Origin of the sequence: Halanaerobium saccharolyticum (assembly GCF_003259895.1) — a bacterium.
Taxonomy (GTDB): domain Bacteria; phylum Bacillota; class Halanaerobiia; order Halanaerobiales; family Halanaerobiaceae; genus Halanaerobium; species Halanaerobium saccharolyticum_A.
Genome location: NZ_QLME01000031.1, coordinates 1 through 16,037, shown reverse-complemented (window position 1 = coordinate 16,037; position 16,037 = coordinate 1). Strand labels below are relative to the sequence as shown.

General features: G+C 32.5%; 14 protein-coding genes. 11 read left to right on the top strand and 3 right to left on the bottom strand.

Features of this window, described 5'->3' with window-relative positions:
• Positions 1-69 precede the first annotated feature (69 nt).
• The 5 genes from C7958_RS14075 (at position 70) to C7958_RS14055 (ending at position 6,624) form a co-directional block, all read left to right on the top strand.
• Positions 70-1,179: a metallophosphoesterase family protein gene (locus C7958_RS14075; RefSeq protein ID WP_111573308.1), complete on the top strand. Its 1,110-nt coding sequence runs from the start codon at positions 70-72 to the stop codon at positions 1,177-1,179.
• The gene (locus C7958_RS14070; RefSeq protein WP_111573307.1) at positions 1,176-3,605 is read left to right on the top strand and encodes an AAA family ATPase; all 2,430 of its coding nucleotides are present in this window, start codon (positions 1,176-1,178) and stop codon (positions 3,603-3,605) included. Before C7958_RS14075 ends, C7958_RS14070 begins: the two co-directional genes overlap by 4 nt.
• A 201-nt stretch (positions 3,606-3,806) precedes the next feature.
• Complete coding sequence (locus tag C7958_RS14065) at positions 3,807-4,289, top strand: GGDEF domain-containing protein (protein WP_181453831.1); 483 nt, start codon at positions 3,807-3,809, stop codon at positions 4,287-4,289.
• A gap of 1,012 nt (positions 4,290-5,301) precedes the next feature.
• Positions 5,302-5,994 carry an aspartate/glutamate racemase family protein gene (locus C7958_RS14060; protein WP_111573305.1) on the top strand — a complete coding sequence of 231 codons (693 nt, stop codon included), beginning with the start codon at positions 5,302-5,304 and terminating at the stop codon, positions 5,992-5,994.
• 72 nt (positions 5,995-6,066) lie between these two features.
• Complete coding sequence (locus tag C7958_RS14055; protein ID WP_111573304.1) at positions 6,067-6,624, top strand: HD domain-containing protein; 558 nt, start codon at positions 6,067-6,069, stop codon at positions 6,622-6,624.
• A gap of 89 nt (positions 6,625-6,713) precedes the next feature.
• On the opposite strand, the gene C7958_RS14050 is transcribed toward C7958_RS14055, so the two are convergent.
• On the bottom strand, positions 6,714-6,911 hold the full coding sequence (locus C7958_RS14050) for a hypothetical protein (protein WP_111573303.1): 198 nt from the start codon (positions 6,909-6,911) through the stop codon (positions 6,714-6,716).
• A 46-nt stretch (positions 6,912-6,957) separates the two neighbouring features.
• The gene (locus C7958_RS14045; protein WP_111573302.1) at positions 6,958-7,302 is read right to left on the bottom strand and encodes a hypothetical protein; all 345 of its coding nucleotides are present in this window, start codon (positions 7,300-7,302) and stop codon (positions 6,958-6,960) included.
• Positions 7,303-7,591: 289 nt separating this feature from the next.
• Between C7958_RS14045 and C7958_RS14040 the strand changes: the two genes are divergently transcribed.
• The 6 genes from C7958_RS14040 (at position 7,592) to C7958_RS14015 (ending at position 14,091) form a co-directional block, all read left to right on the top strand.
• On the top strand, positions 7,592-8,257 hold the full coding sequence (locus C7958_RS14040) for a DUF975 family protein (protein WP_111573301.1): 666 nt from the start codon (positions 7,592-7,594) through the stop codon (positions 8,255-8,257).
• 73 nt (positions 8,258-8,330) lie between these two features.
• The gene (locus C7958_RS14035; protein WP_111573300.1) at positions 8,331-8,963 is read left to right on the top strand and encodes a GTP pyrophosphokinase; all 633 of its coding nucleotides are present in this window, start codon (positions 8,331-8,333) and stop codon (positions 8,961-8,963) included.
• A 25-nt stretch (positions 8,964-8,988) separates the two neighbouring features.
• Positions 8,989-9,813 (top strand): oxidoreductase, encoded by an 825-nt coding sequence (locus tag C7958_RS14030; protein ID WP_111573299.1) that lies wholly within the window; start codon positions 8,989-8,991, stop codon positions 9,811-9,813.
• Positions 9,814-9,873: 60 nt separating this feature from the next.
• Entirely contained in the window at positions 9,874-11,043 is a 1,170-nt protein-coding gene (locus C7958_RS14025; protein WP_111573298.1) for a TraB/GumN family protein, read from the top strand.
• A gap of 301 nt (positions 11,044-11,344) precedes the next feature.
• Positions 11,345-12,628, top strand: a complete 1,284-nt coding sequence (locus C7958_RS14020) for a homoserine dehydrogenase (RefSeq protein WP_111573297.1) — start codon at positions 11,345-11,347, stop codon at positions 12,626-12,628.
• Between the two features lie 107 nt (positions 12,629-12,735).
• Complete coding sequence (locus C7958_RS14015; RefSeq protein WP_111573296.1) at positions 12,736-14,091, top strand: citrate/2-methylcitrate synthase; 1,356 nt, start codon at positions 12,736-12,738, stop codon at positions 14,089-14,091.
• Positions 14,092-14,164: 73 nt separating this feature from the next.
• On the opposite strand, the gene C7958_RS14010 is transcribed toward C7958_RS14015, so the two are convergent.
• Positions 14,165-15,946, bottom strand: coding sequence for a ligand-binding sensor domain-containing diguanylate cyclase (locus C7958_RS14010; RefSeq protein WP_166668723.1), 1,782 nt, complete (start codon positions 15,944-15,946; stop codon positions 14,165-14,167).
• Positions 15,947-16,037: the final 91 nt, after the last annotated feature.

Below are 16,037 nucleotides of genomic sequence, written 5' to 3'. Positions count from 1 at the left end.
TTAATAAATAGGTACCTGGTACAAAACGACTGTTTTGTACCAGGTACCTCTGAATAAAGGAGGATGGGCATGAGTCTAAAAATTATGCATACAGGTGATGTGCACCTGGGAATGAAATTCAATCAGTACCCCCAGATCAGCAGTGATCTGGAAGAAGCCCGTTATCAGGCTTTAGAAAATGTAATTAAAGCAGGGAATCAGAGAAATGTTAATTTACTGGCTATTGCAGGTGATCTTTTTGATAAAGCCAGTATCAAAAGTGTTAATATCAAAAAAACTATAGCTATTCTGGATAAATTTGCAGGTGATGCAGTTTTAATTTTACCGGGAAACCATGATTACAGTGATGGTATTACAGCTCTCTGGGATCAATTCAAAAAAAATATTAAGGGAAGAATGCTGATTTTAGACCAGGAAAAAATTTACGATCTTCATGATTTTGGGATTTCCGCTGCTGTTTATCCTGCTCCCTGTGACAGTAAGCTATCCAGTGAAAATAAGCTGGGCTGGATTAAAAACTTAAGTGAACGTCCGGCTGCAGATTATCATCTGGCCTTAGCTCATGGAGCTCTGGCTGGCTTTTCTCCTGATTTAAATGATGATTATTTTAAAATGACAAAAGAGGAATTATTAGATTTAGAAATGGATCTCTGGCTTCTGGGACATTCTCACCTGCCCTATCCCGAAATGAAAAATGTAAAGATGCAAAAAATATTTAATAATGGAACTCCCGAGCCTGATGGAATGGACTGCAGGCATCAAGGTTCTGCCTGGTATATAGAATTAGATGAAGAAAATCAGGTTCAGGCAGAGCGGATTAGAACTGGCAATTATCACTTTTCTGATTTGGAAAAGATAATAAATTCTCAGTCTGAACTAGAAAATTTAGTAAATCAGATTCTGAGTTTTGCTCCAGAAAATAAAATTCTGCGTTTAAAACTTAAAGGAGAGCTCCCCCGGGATGACTTTACAGTTAAGGATAAATATCTGTCTGAACTGAGGGACAATTGTTTTTATGCAAAAATTGATCAAAGTGCTTTAAATATCAAAATAGATCAGGATTTAATTAAAGAAGAGTTTGTTGAGAATTCTTTTCCACATCAGCTTTTAAGTGAACTTGAGGATAATAAACAGGCACAACAGCTGGCCTATAAAATGTTAAAGGAGGTACAGCAGTGAAAATAAAAAGTTTTGCAGCCGAAATTTTTGCAGGTATTAGTAATAGAAACTACCAGTTTGATGATGGTTTAAATATACTGCTGGGGAACAATGAGGCCGGAAAAAGCACTGTCATCAATGCAATTTACGCTTCCTTATTTGTCAGTCCTCAGATTAGACTAAATACAACTGAAGGAAAAGAATTTAAAGAAAGATTTTTCCCCTATCCAGATGGAGATTATGCTGAAGCAGAGGTTAAATTTGAGGTCAATAATTCAGATTATAAATTTTATAAAAAGTGGAGCAACAATAATTATAGAGGCTTTTTAGAATTATCTGATGGTCGCAGAATAGAAAACCCGGCAAAAATTACAGAATATAAAAAAGAAATTTTTCCTTATGGTAAAAGCACCTACAACAATATAGTTTTCAGCAGTCAGCAGGATATTAAATCGACTTTAAAAAGAATTAATGCAGAAGAGAATCCAGAACTAATTGATACCATTAATTCCTTTCTGCGCAGAGCTGTAATGGAATTGGATGGAGTTTCTATTGATCAATTTCGCAGTAGAATAGAAAATGAGCTGGAGGCACTGACAAAAAAATGGAATCTTGCAGCTGATGCTGTAAGCAACAGTGATCGAGGAATTAATAATCCTTATAAAGTTGGCAGCGGAGAAATTTATGACTGTTATATTGCTAAAGAAAAGCTGAGAAGAAAAATTAAGGAAAGTAAAATTAACGAAAGAAAGTTTGAAGAGCTGAGTGCAGAAATTAAAAAATTAAAAAAAGAAGAAGCAGAATTAATAAAAAAGATTAGAGAACTTTCGGAGATAGAAGCTGAAATTAATCAGCGCGCTGCCGTTGAGTTGGAAGCAGAAAATATAGAGGAAAAGATTGATAAAATCAGTAAAACAGCTCAAAAATGGCCGAAGTTTAAAGCTGAAATGGCAAAACTAAAAGAAAAAATGAATAAAGCTGAAGCTAAATTAAAAAAATTAGAAGCGGAAAAGAAACGAGCCAAAAAACTTCAGAGAAGAAATGAGATAAAAGAACGAGTAAAGCAGATTAAGGCAGCAGATAATAAGTTGCAGAAACTTCTGAAATTAAATGATGAAGCTAAAGCAACTCCGACTCAAGTTGAAAAAATGGAAGCATACAAAGATAAAATCACTGAGACAAAGGCCAGTCTTAAGGCAGCTAAATTAAAAGCTAAATTAAATTTTTCTGCATCAGAAAAGATAAGAGTATTAACTGGTGTTGAGGGAGAAAAAAGTATAGCTGAAGGAGAAATTATCGAAGCTGATGGTTATTTAAGAATCAAAACTGATCAAATAGATATAGAAATTGAATCTGCAGAAATTGATTTTGTCAGCCTCAAAGAAGAATATAATTTAAACCAGAAAAAATTTGAGCAATTAAAATCCAAAATGGAAGTTGAAAGTCTGGAGCAGGCAAGAGAAAAATTAAATAAAATTACTGAAATCAAACGAGAAATTGAAGCTAAAAAGAACAAAATTGATGAACTTTTAGCTAGAGATAAATTAAAAGCCCTGGAAAACGAATTAACTGAACTTGAGCAAGTAGAAGCCGCAAGAGATATTGAGAACTTGAATCCTGAAATTGAAGATTTAAAAGCTAAAATTTCTGAGTTAAATACAGAAATTAAAATTAAAGAAAATAGAATAAATGAATGGCAGGAAGAGTATCAATCATTGACTGAATTGGAATCTATTTTAGCAGAAAATAAAGAAAGAAAAGAAGAGTTAAAAGTAAAATTAAATGAACTGGCCTCTTTACCTGCTCAATACAGCAGCTCCAGTGAATTTATTAATGATCTAAAAACAAAAAGAGAAAAAAGAGAAGAGTTAAATCAGATTCTGAGAGATAAATTAGAGCAGCATCAGGAATTAGAAAATTTATTACCCACAGCTTCTACCAGAGAGATGGAATCTGAACTTAAAGACTTACAAAATAAATTTGAAAGTTTAAAAAATAAAGCTAAAAACTTACTTGAAATCAAAAAAGTTTTTGAGAGAAAATTAGAGGAGATGGATCAAAACTCATTTAAGCCTTTAATAAATTCTTTTAGCAGGAATCTGCAGCACTTAACTGCAGGTAAATATGAGACAGGTGAAATTGATGCCGATTTTTCGGTTAAACTAAAATCAAAACAGAAACAGGAACTGCCCGGCAAATTAGAATTACTCTCCTATGGTACCTATGATGCAGCTGCTCTTGCCTTAAGATTTGCTATTTTTGATAATCTTTTTAGTAATTACGGTGGTTTTATAATTTTAGATGACTGCCTAGTAAATTTTGATCCAGAGCGGAGAAAAAAAGCAATTGAACTAATAAAAGAATATCAAAAGAAATATCAGATTATTTATACTACCTGTGACCCGGAGCGAGCAGCCGAGTTTGAGGCTAATGTAATCCAGATTTAAGCAGCTAACTATTAAAATCAAAACAGAATAGAGAAGGAGATTCAGACTGCATTTAAAAGAAGATTAGCAAACGGTGAGCATTATAATCGAGTTTCCGAAATAAGGACAAAATCGGGTGATAAAAAATTCGTTGAATTTAGAGTTAATCCTATTGAAAAAGATTACTTGCTGGTCAATTTAGTTGATGTCAGCAGAAGAGTTGTGAGAGAACGGGAAATAGAATATTTATCCTATCATGACTCACTGACTGAACTTTATAATCGCCGCTATTTTGAAAATGAAATGCAGAGGCTTGATGGGTCTCGTCGTTATCCAATTAGTATTATCATTGGAGATCTTGATAATTTAAAAACTGTAAATGATAATTATGGACATCCGTTGGGAGATGATTATTTAAAAAAATCAGCTAAAATTTTAAAGGATTTATTGCGAGGAGAAGATATTATAGCCAGAATAGGAGGGGATGAGTTTGCCATTTTACTTCCAGAAACCGGAAGTGAAGGTACAGCTCTAATTTGTGATCGGATAAAAAAAGAATTTGACAGATATAATTCTGCCAATGATTTTCCGATTCCATTTAAGATCTCCTTGGGCTGTGCAACTGCAAAAGAAAAGAATATAAAGTTAGCCGAAGTCTATAATCAGGCTGATAAAAGTATGTATAAAAATAAGGGACGAAAGTAAAAATAGAAGTAAAAAGGCAAAAAAAATACAAGGTTCTGACGAATCTTCGTCGATCTCCTGTTTACAGTTTGCCTTTTTACTTTTCTTATTCTTTCTTTTTATTTTAGATTTAGTCCTCCATTACTATCTTTGATTTGCTCAAAGATTATTATTAAAGAAAACTATCCCTTAATAATTTCTTTTTGCTTACCATCAATAGTAATTTCTCTGGAATTGATCTTAAATTAACTTTCATCAATCTGATCAATTGAACTCTCATTTGACTTCTTCTAAATCTAAAAATAAATTTACTTAAATAAGAATTTCAAAAAACTACTTGTAAACATTTAATCTTAGGACTTCCTCAGAACCTTGTATATATAGTATAGTCCTAAAACTGAGAAATAGCAAGGTTGAAAAAAGTTGATTAAAGATAGTTAACTATTAATAACTTCCATTTTTAAACAGATACTAAACAAGGCATTAATTTTCAGAATATAAACTCTAGTATAAATATAATCTCAGAAACTCATATTATTTACACAGAAACAAATAAATGTTAAACTTAAATGTAGATTTAGAATGTTTTATTGGATTAAATAATAGAGGTGAACATAAAAAAATGAGAATTAAAAATCTTACTCATACCGCAATCAGTTTAGCTTTTCTTTATCCTTCTTTATGCCCTGCTGGGGGTCTTTTTAGCAAAATTATTTAAAAACAAGTATAATATCTTTCTGCGAATCAGTTTTTTAGCTATTGTCTTTTTTATAGGATTTTTTGGAACTCTAAATATAACTGATCTTATTCTGGGCACTGCTCTGCAGGAGATGCTTTTATCATTAATGGGGGGAAATATTTTGATTTTGATTCTATTTTATCTGCTAAATTCAATTATCATTTCAGCAGCTCTAAATTTTCTTGCCCCAGAGATTGAAGCAAAAATATAAAGTGAAAATCACAATAGGAATATTATTGAATTGAAGTTTGATTTTAACTAAAAACTTAGATAACATAATTGGGAGGAATTAGAATGAAAAAAATTGGTTTAATTGGTGGTATGAGCTGGGAATCAACAGTTGACTATTATAAAATATTAAATAGAGAAGTAAAGAAAAGACTGGGAGAGCCTCATTCGGCAGAAATAATTATGTATTCAGTTGACTTTGCAGAAATAGAAAAACATCAATCAGCAGGTGAGTGGGGTAAATTAAGTGAAAAAATGATTGCAATTGCTCAAAAATTAGAAGCTGCAGGTGCAGATATGATTTTAATTGGTGCTAACACTATGCATCAAATGGCTCCCAGAGTCCAGGCGGATATTAGCATTCCGCTGCTGCACATTGCAGATGCAGCTGCAGAAAAAATTGAAGCTGAAGCTTATAAAAAAGTTGGACTGCTGGGAACTAAATATACAATGGAAGGCGATTTTTATAAAAACCGAATTGAAGAAAAATATGAAATTGAGGTTATAATTCCTGAACAAGAAGCAAGAGATTATATACACCAGGTTATTTATCAGGAACTCATTTCGGGAATATTAAAAGATGAGTCGAGAGAGCAGTTTAAAAAAATAATTGAATCCTTAAAAGACAAAGGTGCAGAAGGAATTATTTTAGGATGTACTGAAATTCCATTATTAATTAAAGACAAAGATAGCAGTCTTCCAATTTTCAACACAACTGAATTACATGCAAAAAAAGCAGTTCAATTCGCCTTGGAATAATTTTGATTTGAACAGGCTCGAATAATTATTAGAACAGTAAAATGTTAAAACTTTAGTTAAGAGGTGAGAGTAATGTTTGCAAATAAATTGGTGGCAAAAGCAATGGAATATGCTGCTAAGGCCCATCGAGGTGGTTATCGAAAGGGGGGAGATGTACCCTATATTGTTCACCCCTTTGAGGTGGCAATGATTTTAAAAGAAAATGCTTTTGAAGATAAGATTATTGCTGCTGGACTGCTGCATGATCTCTTAGAGGATACAGAAGTAACAAGAATTGATCTGAAAGAAGAATTTGATGAAGAAATTCTTGAGCTCGTTTTATCAGCTTCTGAGGAATTACCAGGTAGAGAAGAAAGAAGCTGGGATTTAAGAAAAAACCATACAATTGATTATCTTCAAAAAGAGGCAAGCTTTATTAATAAGGCTATTTGCTGTGCTGATAAACTGAGCAATGCTCGCAGTATATTAAGAGATTTAGAAAAAGAATCAGAAGGATTCTGGCAGAGATTTAGTGCTCCAAAAAAGAAACAGCAGTGGTATTATGAGTCCCTGGTTGTAAGTTTAAAAGAACTTGAAGGTTTAAAAATGTATGGAGAATTTAAAGAAGTAGTATCCGAAATCTTTAAGTAAATTTTAAAAACTTATATTAAAAACCCGCTTTATTAACTCAACTTCTAGAAATAAAGAGAAGAGCAAAAGCGGGTTTTCTTATTAATTTTTTACATATAAAGAATATAAACCAATAATCCATGAGTAGACGCCAGGATAACTGTTATATAAGCAAATATTTTATGCAGTTTCAAATTTAGTCTGGGATTTAAATTAAAAATCTTTCTAAAAAATCTAATCCCCAACAAAAAGGTTATTAAAAGTGATGTCAGAGCACTAATGCCCAGTGGAATTATCCATTGACCCATCTTCGACCTCCCTTTGTAAAATTATAATCTAGATCTAACAAAAAAATTATTCTACAGTTATTTCTCTTTCACTGCTGCCAAATCTATTACATTCAGCAGTTAAACTAATGGTATCACCAGATTTAGCTCCTGGAATCATATAATGCAGATACTGATTTTCTTCATCTGTCTGCATAATAAAAACCTGATCAATATGTTGTTCTCCATTTAAAGATACTGTAACATCATTTACAAAATGAGCACTGCTGTCATCAGAATTATGTGGGATTGTGACTTCGAGCATGTTATTCTCGGAATTGAAGGACATTTCTATCTCTCCTGGTGGATGAGCATAAACACTAAGACTTAAACTAAGCATTAAAACAACAGTTAATAGTAAAACTTTTTTCATAATTATAACCCCTTTCTGATTTGAAATATTAGTTGTATTTATATAATTAAACATGAAAATGATAATTCCTGCATAATAATAATTGATATTAAGATAAAGTTTTTTCTTCACAACATTAATTATACAACCTATTTAAATTATTATTTTTTGATTTATTGTTTAAATTCAATTTTTTAAAAGGATTTTTAAATTAAATGCTGAATTATAATTAAGGTACTAAAAAAGTACTAAATTTGAAATATATTTTAAAAAGAAAAATAAATACTGTTAAGTGAGAGGGGGATTTTAAATGTGGAACAGAAGTGAACTCAAAGAAAAAGCAAAGGGTAAATTGAAAGGTTTTTACTGGCAGGCATTTTTTGTCAGTTTTATACTTGTTATAACAGGGGGCAGCCATAATAAGCTTGATCTTGGTAGTTCCGGCAGCACGACAGGAACTACTGGTGGGGGAGAATTTGGACTGGAAATAGCTTTTATAGCTGTTCTGGGAATTTTTATCTTTCTTGCACTTAGAATCTTTTTAGGCTATATCCTGGAAGTAGGGGGGAGAAGATATTTTATTGAGTTGAGCAGAGGTGGTTCGCAAATTTCATATCTTCTTAAATATTTTGATAAAAAATATTACAAAAATATTATTATAGCTCTTTTATTCAGGGGAATCTATATTTTCTTATGGTCTCTGCTTTTAATTATTCCCGGGATAATTAAAATGTATCAATATCGCTTTGTCCCTTATATTATGGCTGAAAATCCAGAATTGGATCATAATAAAGCTTTAAATTTCAGTCGAGAAATGACTGCGGGGGAGAAAATGGATATTTTTATACTTGATCTTTCTTTTTTAGGCTGGTTTATCTTAGGAGCACTCTTTTTTGGAATAGGAATTCTATTTGTACAGCCCTATTATGATGCTGTTAATGCAGAACTTTATCAAAAATTAAAAGCAAAAAGTTAAGTTAAAGCTATTAATTTTCAATTATGATTTTACACAGTAGTTTTGAGACTGCAGTTAATTGGAGGAAATTGCTATGGCCAACAGAAAAATAGTTAATCAGGCAGTTAAGTGGTACGAAAAGCATAGACATAACTATGTAGATCTCAGGGCAGAGGTTGAAGTGATATTAAGGGAAGCCTTAAATGAAAATGATATTATTTTTCACAGTATTGAAAGTAGAGTGAAATCAGTTGAAAGTTTTCGAAAAAAAGCAGAGCGTGATAAATATAATGATCCGGTTAACGAAATTACAGATCTAACTGGAATTAGAATTATTACACTTTTTGAAAAAGAAATTCATCAAATTAGTGATATAATTAAAGAATTATTTAAAATTGATTATTCCCGCAGTGAAGATAAATCTGATCTGCTTGACGCTGATAAAATGGGCTATAAATCTATTCATTATATTGCAGAGTTAAATCAGGATAAGATCACTGCAACAGAGCTTGAAACTTTTGCTGGTTTAAAATTTGAAATCCAGATCAGGAGTATACTTCAGCACGCCTGGGCAGAAATTGAGCATGATCGGAACTATAAATTTCAGGGTGAACTTCCCAAACATCTACAGCGGCGTTTTTATGCTCTGGCCGGAATGCTGGAAATTGCTGATCGAGAATTTAATACTCTTTCCGAAGAAGTAGAAAAATTTCGCCAGAATAAATAAGCGATAATAGGTGGAGGTAATTGAGATGAATGGAAAAGTTGTTTTGATAACGGGTGCTTCCAGTGGTATTGGACGTTCTACAGCAGAAAAGTTTTTAAATAAAGGATATATAGTTTATGGTGCTGCTCGAACTGAAGAAAAGCTAAAGTATCTAAATGAGTATCCAGATGGCTACTATCAAATTATGGATATTACTGAGGCAGAGATGAGAAAAAATTGTGTGCAGGAAATTTTAGCTGCTCATGGTAAAATTGATATTTTAATTAACAATGCTGGTTATGGAGCCTATGGAGCGATAGAAGAAGTACCAGTGGAAGAAGCCAGAAGACAATTTGAAGTAAATCTGTTTGGATTATCAGAGTTAACTAAGTTAGTAATTCCGGGAATGCGTGAAAATAAATCGGGCAAGATTATTAATATATCTTCAATTGCGGGTAAAATATGGACTCCACTTGGAGGCTGGTATCATGCCAGTAAATTTGCCCTGGAAGGTTTAAGTGACTGTCTTAGAAATGAATTAAAAGATTTCGGGATAAAAGTTATTTTGATTGAACCGGGAGCAATTGAGACTAACTGGGCTGAAACAGCAGGAGAAAATTTACTTAAGACTTCGGGAGAAGGTATTTATCAAAAACAGGCTCAACGAAAGGCCTCCAAATATAAAATTATGTATGGAGAAGGTGGAATAGCTGCCCAGCCAGAGGTTGTTGCTTCGGCAATTATCCGTGCCGCAGAAGATTCGCATCCTAAAGCAAGATATGCAGTTCCGGTTCATGCAAAATTAATATTATTTTTTCGCTGGCTGCTGCCGGACAGAGTTTACGATTTTGTTACCAATAAATTTTTTTGATAAATCATTCATAAATGATATAATAGATAAATGAGAGAATATATAGAAGGAGCTGTTTTTATGGATCAAGACAACATTCAGAGACTCGAGTATGAGGGTAAAGATATAATTTTAATTCCAACTGCACATATTTCCAAAAAAAGTGCAGAACAGGTTAAAGAAGTTATTGAAACTGAAGAACCTGATAGTGTTTGTGTGGAGCTGGATGAGCAGAGATTCAGTTCTATAAATGATGAAGATAAGTGGAGTGAAATGAATATTTTTCAGGTGATAAAAGAGAAGAAGTCATTATTATTATTAGTTAATTTAATCATTAGTTCTTTTCAGAGCCGGATGGCTGAAAAGTTGGGGATCAGTGCCGGTCAGGAAATGCGGCAGGGGATTGCCTCAGCAAAAGAAATAGATGCTGAACTGGTACTTGCTGATAGAAATATCCAAATTACTTTTAAGAGAGTCTGGAGAGGGCTTGGGCTCTGGGAGAAGCTGAAACTAATTTTTCAGATTATTTCTATGCTTTTTGTTGATGAAGAGATAACTGAAGAAGAGATGGACGAGCTAAAAAATGGTGACGCCTTAAATATGATGCTGGAGCAGATGGGTAAATCTTTTCCAGGTATTAAAAAATATTTACTTGATGAGCGGGATCAATATTTAGCCAATAAAATCAAAAATGCACCGGGTGATAAAATTGTTGCAGTTTTAGGAGCAGCACACGTACCCGGGGTAAAAAAGGAAATTTATAAAGAACAGGATTTGAATAAAATTACTGTGCTGCCTCCCAAAGCTAAATGGGGAAAGATTTTTTCCTGGGGAATTCCGGCAGTAGTTTTAGTAATTATTGTTTCCAGTTTTATTAATAATATAAGTACAGGGATTGAAGTTACTAAGGCCTGGATTATCTGGAATGGTTCCTTATCAGCTTTAGGTGTACTATTAGGTAGGGGCCATATCCTAACTATTTTAACAGCATTTATTGTAGCTCCTTTAAGTTCTTTAAATCCAGCTCTGGCAGCAGGTTGGTTTGCCGGGCTGGCAGAAGCCTATTTTAAAAAGCCACAGGTTAAGGATTTCCAGAAACTTTCAGAAGGAATCAGTATTAAAGAAATTTATACTAATAAGGTTACTCATATACTTTTAATTGTGATTTTAGCTAACCTGGGCAGTGTAATTGGAACTGCTGTTGGGGGAGCCAGTGTTATTAGAACATTTCTTGAATTTTTTAGTTTTTAATTCTAATTGAAAATTATAAAATATTTTTCTAAAGGCTCTTCTCAATTGCGGGAAGAGTTTTTAGAATTAATATAAAAATAAACTTTTAGCTTAGAACCAATTTTTTATCAGCTAAAATAGTTTTGATTACCTGGATGACTGTATGACTTTTAGATCTGCTGTTACAATTTAATTTTTGTCTATATTTTAATTTTATCAATAAATTTTTTTAAAAAGTCGACAAGTCAATTACTCCTTGATATAATGTATAATAATAGAGAAGAGAGAATCAGGCAATATAAGACTACAGGAGGTTATAATTTTGCTTAAAATAGGAATTTTAGGACTTGGTACAGTTGGTAGTGGAGTAGTAAAGATTTTGGAGAAGAATGCTGATAATATAAAGAATAAAGTAGGTACTGAAGTACGAATAGCAAAGGTATTAGTTAATAACCTTGAGAAAGAACGGGATATTGAAATTAATAGAACTTTATTAACTGATAAAGTTGAAGATATTATAAATAATCCAGAAATTGATATTGTGGTGGAATTAATTGGGGGAGAACAGCCGGCTTATGACTACATAATTAAGGCTATTGAGAATGGCAAAAGTATTGTTACTGCTAATAAACTGGTAATTGCCAAATATGGAAAGAGGATTTTTAGAAAAGCAGACGAAAATGATGTTCAGGTCTGTTATGAGGGCAGTGTAGCAGGTGGTTTACCGATAATTCGTCCGCTTCAAAACTCCCTGGCTGCTAATAGAATTGAAAAGATTTATGGTATTTTAAATGGAACTACCAATTATATTTTAACTGATATGAGTAAAGAAAAGAAAGATTTTGCTGAATCATTAAAAAATGCTCAGCAGCTTGGATTTGCAGAAGCTGATCCCAGCTCTGATATTGATGGACATGATGCAGCCTATAAAATTACTATTTTATCTTCGCTGGCCTTTGAGCGCTTTGTTGATGTTAAAGAAGTTCATGTAGAAGGAATAAGGGATGTTGATATTGCTGATATAGAGCTGGCTCAGGAGATGGGTTATGTTATTAAGCTGCTTGCGATCGCCAAAAATGCCCCGAATGGTTTAGATGTCAGGGTTCATCCGGCCTTTGTGCCTGAAGATCATCCTCTGGCCATGATTAATGGTACTTATAACTGTGTTTATTTACATGGGGATGCGGTTGGACAGGTCATGTCTACAGCCCGGGGGGCTGGACAGATGCCTACCGGTAGTGCTGTAACAGCAGATATTATTCAGGTAGCTAAAGATATTAATCATAATCAGCGTGAAGTTCAGCGAATGGACTCTTTTTTAGAAAGCAATGTTGTTAAAATTGATGAAATAGAAAACAGCTTTTATCTGCGCTTTGAAGTCAAAGATGAGCCAGGAGTTATGGCTCATATTGCTAAAATATTTGGTGATAATAATGTCAGTCTGGCTTCAGTACTGCAGAAACAGAAAGATAATCCTGTTGTACCACTGGTATTTATCACTCATTCAGTTAAAGAAAAAGATTTAAATAAGTCCTTAACTCAGATCAAAGAGCTTGATGATGTAATTGAAATTAAAAGTGTAATCAGAGTAGAGAATAATATTTAAATTAAAAGTTGAAAATGTTATTTAAAATTAATATTGTTATAATAAATATATCTACAGAATTTTTCGGTTATTAATCCACAATAAGTTGAGAATTGAGGAGTGAGAATGTGGAAACTAAAGATTGGTTAATTAGAGATTTAAAGGAAAACTGGCTTGAAGATAGAGCAGAAAAGGTTGAAAGAGTCAATAAAATTGATAAAGAATATTACCGACAGTATGATATCAAACAGGGTTTAAGAAATTCGGATGGAACTGGGGTAGTTGTAGGCTTTACTAAAATCGGTTCAGTTCATGGTTATACTTACTGTGATGGGGTTAAAACTTCAATTGAGGGGAAGTTATTTTATAGAGATATAGAAATTGATGAACTTGTAAAAAACACCGGAGAATTTGGCTTTGAAAGTATAGTTTATCTATTATTATTTGGGGAAATGCCGGATGAAGAGGAATTGGAAAAATTCAATACTATTCTTGATGGCTTTAGAAAATTACCGCCTCATTTTACAGAAAATACAATTTTAAAAAGCCCCAGTCGTGATGTAATGAATAAACTGCAGCGGGCAATACTGGTTCTTTATTCTTATGATGAAAAGCCTGATTGTCTGGAAATTGATCGGATTTTAATTCAGAGTTTAAAATTAATAGCTAGATTTCCAACTATTATTTCTTATGGATTTCAGGCTAAAGCTCATTATTTTGATGATAAGAGCTTATATCTGCATAATCCAACTGATGGTCTGGGAACTGCTGCTAATATATTACATATGATCAGACCTAATAATAAATATACTAAGTTAGAAAAAGAGACCCTGGATCTTTTATTAATTTTACATGCAGAACACGGGGGAGGTAATAATTCAGCCTTTACAACTCATGTTGTTTCTTCCAGTGGTACTGATACTTATTCTGCCGTTGGAGCAGCTGTAGGAAGTCTTAAAGGTCCTAAACATGGAGGGGCTAATTTAAGAGTAAAAGCAATGGTTGATAATATTAAAGAAAATCTTAATGATTACTCTGATAGAGCTAAACTAAAACATTATTTAGAAAAGATTTTAGAAGGAGAAGTTTTTGACCAGCAGGGATTAATCTACGGGATGGGACATGCAGTTTATACCAAAAGTGATCCCAGAGCCGTAATTTTAAAGAAAAAATCAAAAGAACTGGCAGCGGCCAAGAGTAAATTGGAAGAATTTGAATTATATGATAATATTGAAAAGTTGACAAAAGAGATCTTTAAAGAGCAGCGGGGAGAGGACTGTGAAATCTGTGCTAATGTAGACCTTTATTCTGGCTTTGTTTATCAGCTATTAAATATTCCGGAAGAGTTATTTACACCTTTATTTGCTACTGCTAGAGTTGCCAGCTGGTGTGCACATCGAATTGAGCAGCTGGTCAGTGATCATAAGATTATTCGTCCTGCCTATAAATCACTTAAAAATGAGGAAAAGTGTACAATTAGATAGTTATAAATAATATGTTTTAATATTAAAGACCATAGGAGTTTAAACCTATGGTCTTTTGTTATCCACTATTTTATTATTTATTCCTCTTATTTTTATATAAATTTTGATCTGCCAGGTTGATTGTCTGATTAAAATTATCATCAGCAGCAGGAATTATTGTTTTTAGACCAAAACTACCTTTGACCTGTAAATCAAAGTTTTTTCCATTTAGCTTAATTTCCATTGGTTTTTCAATTGCTTTTTTAACATCACTTATTACCTGTTCTGCCCCTGATTTTTCTGTATCAAACAAAACTATAACAAACTCATCTCCACCATATCTTGCAATAAAATCTGTATTTCTATTTAATATGTTTTTTGCCCTTAAAGCAGCGGTTTTTAATACCTGATCACCAACAAGGTGGCCATAATTATCATTAATACTTTTAAATTTATCAAGATCAAAAATAATAAGGGAAAGAGGAGTTTTGCTTCTTTTACCGAGAGCAAAGAGATCTTTAAACTTATTATTAAAATAATGACGATTATAAATTTTTGTTAAAGAATCAATAGTTGATATTTCTTTTAACTCACTATTTGCTGCTGCAAGTTTACTGTTTAAAGTTTCCAGTTCTTGATTTTTTTGATGGATTATTATAGAATCTCTTAGTTTGATAATTAAAATAACTGCTGCAGTAAAAATTAAAATATATAATATAAAAGCCGGAAGAGTTAGATACCAGGGTTTTTCAATTCTAAAGTCTAAAACTGCTTCTTGACTTAGATTTCCTCTAATTGTTTCTGCTCTAACTTTAAACTTATAATTTCCAGCTTTTAAATTAGAATAACTGCTAAAATATCTATCTTCAGCATTAATCCAGTTATCATCAAATCCATCCAGTTTATAATAATATTTAATATTTTGAGGGGAATCATAGTTCAGAGCTACAAATTCGAATGAAAGATAATTTTCATCAGCTTTAAAGCTGTAAATTTGATTGTTGAAAATCTGTCGGTCTTTATCTACAGATTTCTGGAATAATTGGAAATCCGTTATATAGACAGGAGGTGACTGTGAATTTTTCTCCGAAAAATCATCTGTCAAAAAAGTAATTCCATGATTTCCTCCAAAAAGAAGACCTGATTTATCTGCTGAAGAATAGGCTGTATTAAACTCCCAGCCTCCAATGCCATCTGCAGGAGTTAAATTGAATATGGAATTACTGAAACTGTCAATAATTGAAATACCACTATGAGTGGCCAGCCAGATTTTTGAGTCTTTATCTTCAGCAATTCCTGTCACAATATTACTTGCCAGTCCATCTTCTTCCAGATAAGTTGTAAAAGTTCCATCTTCGTTATAATAGGAAACCCCACCTCCGATTGTAGCAATCCAGACCCGATTATTACTGTCAAGATAAAGATCGCGAAATGTATTACTTGCCGGCTGTTTGAGATTATTAACCTCTTTATAAAACTGTTTTATTTCACTATTTTCTAAATTTATTAAATTTAGGCCATTATTTGTAGCAACCCATAATCTATTTTGAGCATCAATGAGAGTATCATAAATTAAATTATCTGTAATGTCTCCAATTTTATACTGTCTAATTTCTTCAGTGTTTTTATTATAAGAAAAAAGTCCATTATTATAAGTACCAATCCAGAGTCGATTATCACTTTCTGTCAAACTGTAAACTAGATAATCATTATCAAGAATGTTTAATTCTTTAAAACTTTGGGTTTCAAAATCATAACTGACAACTCCCAAATCTGTGGCTAAATATAATTCTTCATTATTTCTGTTCAGAATATCTGTAACAGTGCTGTGAGGGAAAAAGTTTTTACCCTTAAAATTTTTGCTATATTTAATCACTAGCATTGCATAAAAATATTTAAGAAAAGTCAAGTTCTATTTTCAGCGAAAATACTTGCTTAAAATAGAAAAACTCCTTATAATTGGGATT

What these genes read in the sequence shown, in the direction of transcription:
- C7958_RS14035 (WP_111573300.1), top strand. Translation starts at nt 8,331, where the DNA reads ATGGCCAACAGAAAAATAGTTAATCAGGCAGTTAAGTGGTACGAAAAG.
- C7958_RS14055 (WP_111573304.1), top strand. Translation starts at nt 6,067, where the DNA reads ATGTTTGCAAATAAATTGGTGGCAAAAGCAATGGAATATGCTGCTAAG.
- C7958_RS14050 (WP_111573303.1), bottom strand. Translation starts at nt 6,911, where the DNA reads ATGGGTCAATGGATAATTCCACTGGGCATTAGTGCTCTGACATCACTT.
- C7958_RS14060 (WP_111573305.1), top strand. Translation starts at nt 5,302, where the DNA reads ATGAAAAAAATTGGTTTAATTGGTGGTATGAGCTGGGAATCAACAGTT.
- C7958_RS14075 (WP_111573308.1), top strand. Translation starts at nt 70, where the DNA reads ATGAGTCTAAAAATTATGCATACAGGTGATGTGCACCTGGGAATGAAA.
- C7958_RS14025 (WP_111573298.1), top strand. Translation starts at nt 9,874, where the DNA reads ATGGATCAAGACAACATTCAGAGACTCGAGTATGAGGGTAAAGATATA.
- C7958_RS14045 (WP_111573302.1), bottom strand. Translation starts at nt 7,302, where the DNA reads ATGAAAAAAGTTTTACTATTAACTGTTGTTTTAATGCTTAGTTTAAGT.
- C7958_RS14040 (WP_111573301.1), top strand. Translation starts at nt 7,592, where the DNA reads ATGTGGAACAGAAGTGAACTCAAAGAAAAAGCAAAGGGTAAATTGAAA.
- C7958_RS14030 (WP_111573299.1), top strand. Translation starts at nt 8,989, where the DNA reads ATGAATGGAAAAGTTGTTTTGATAACGGGTGCTTCCAGTGGTATTGGA.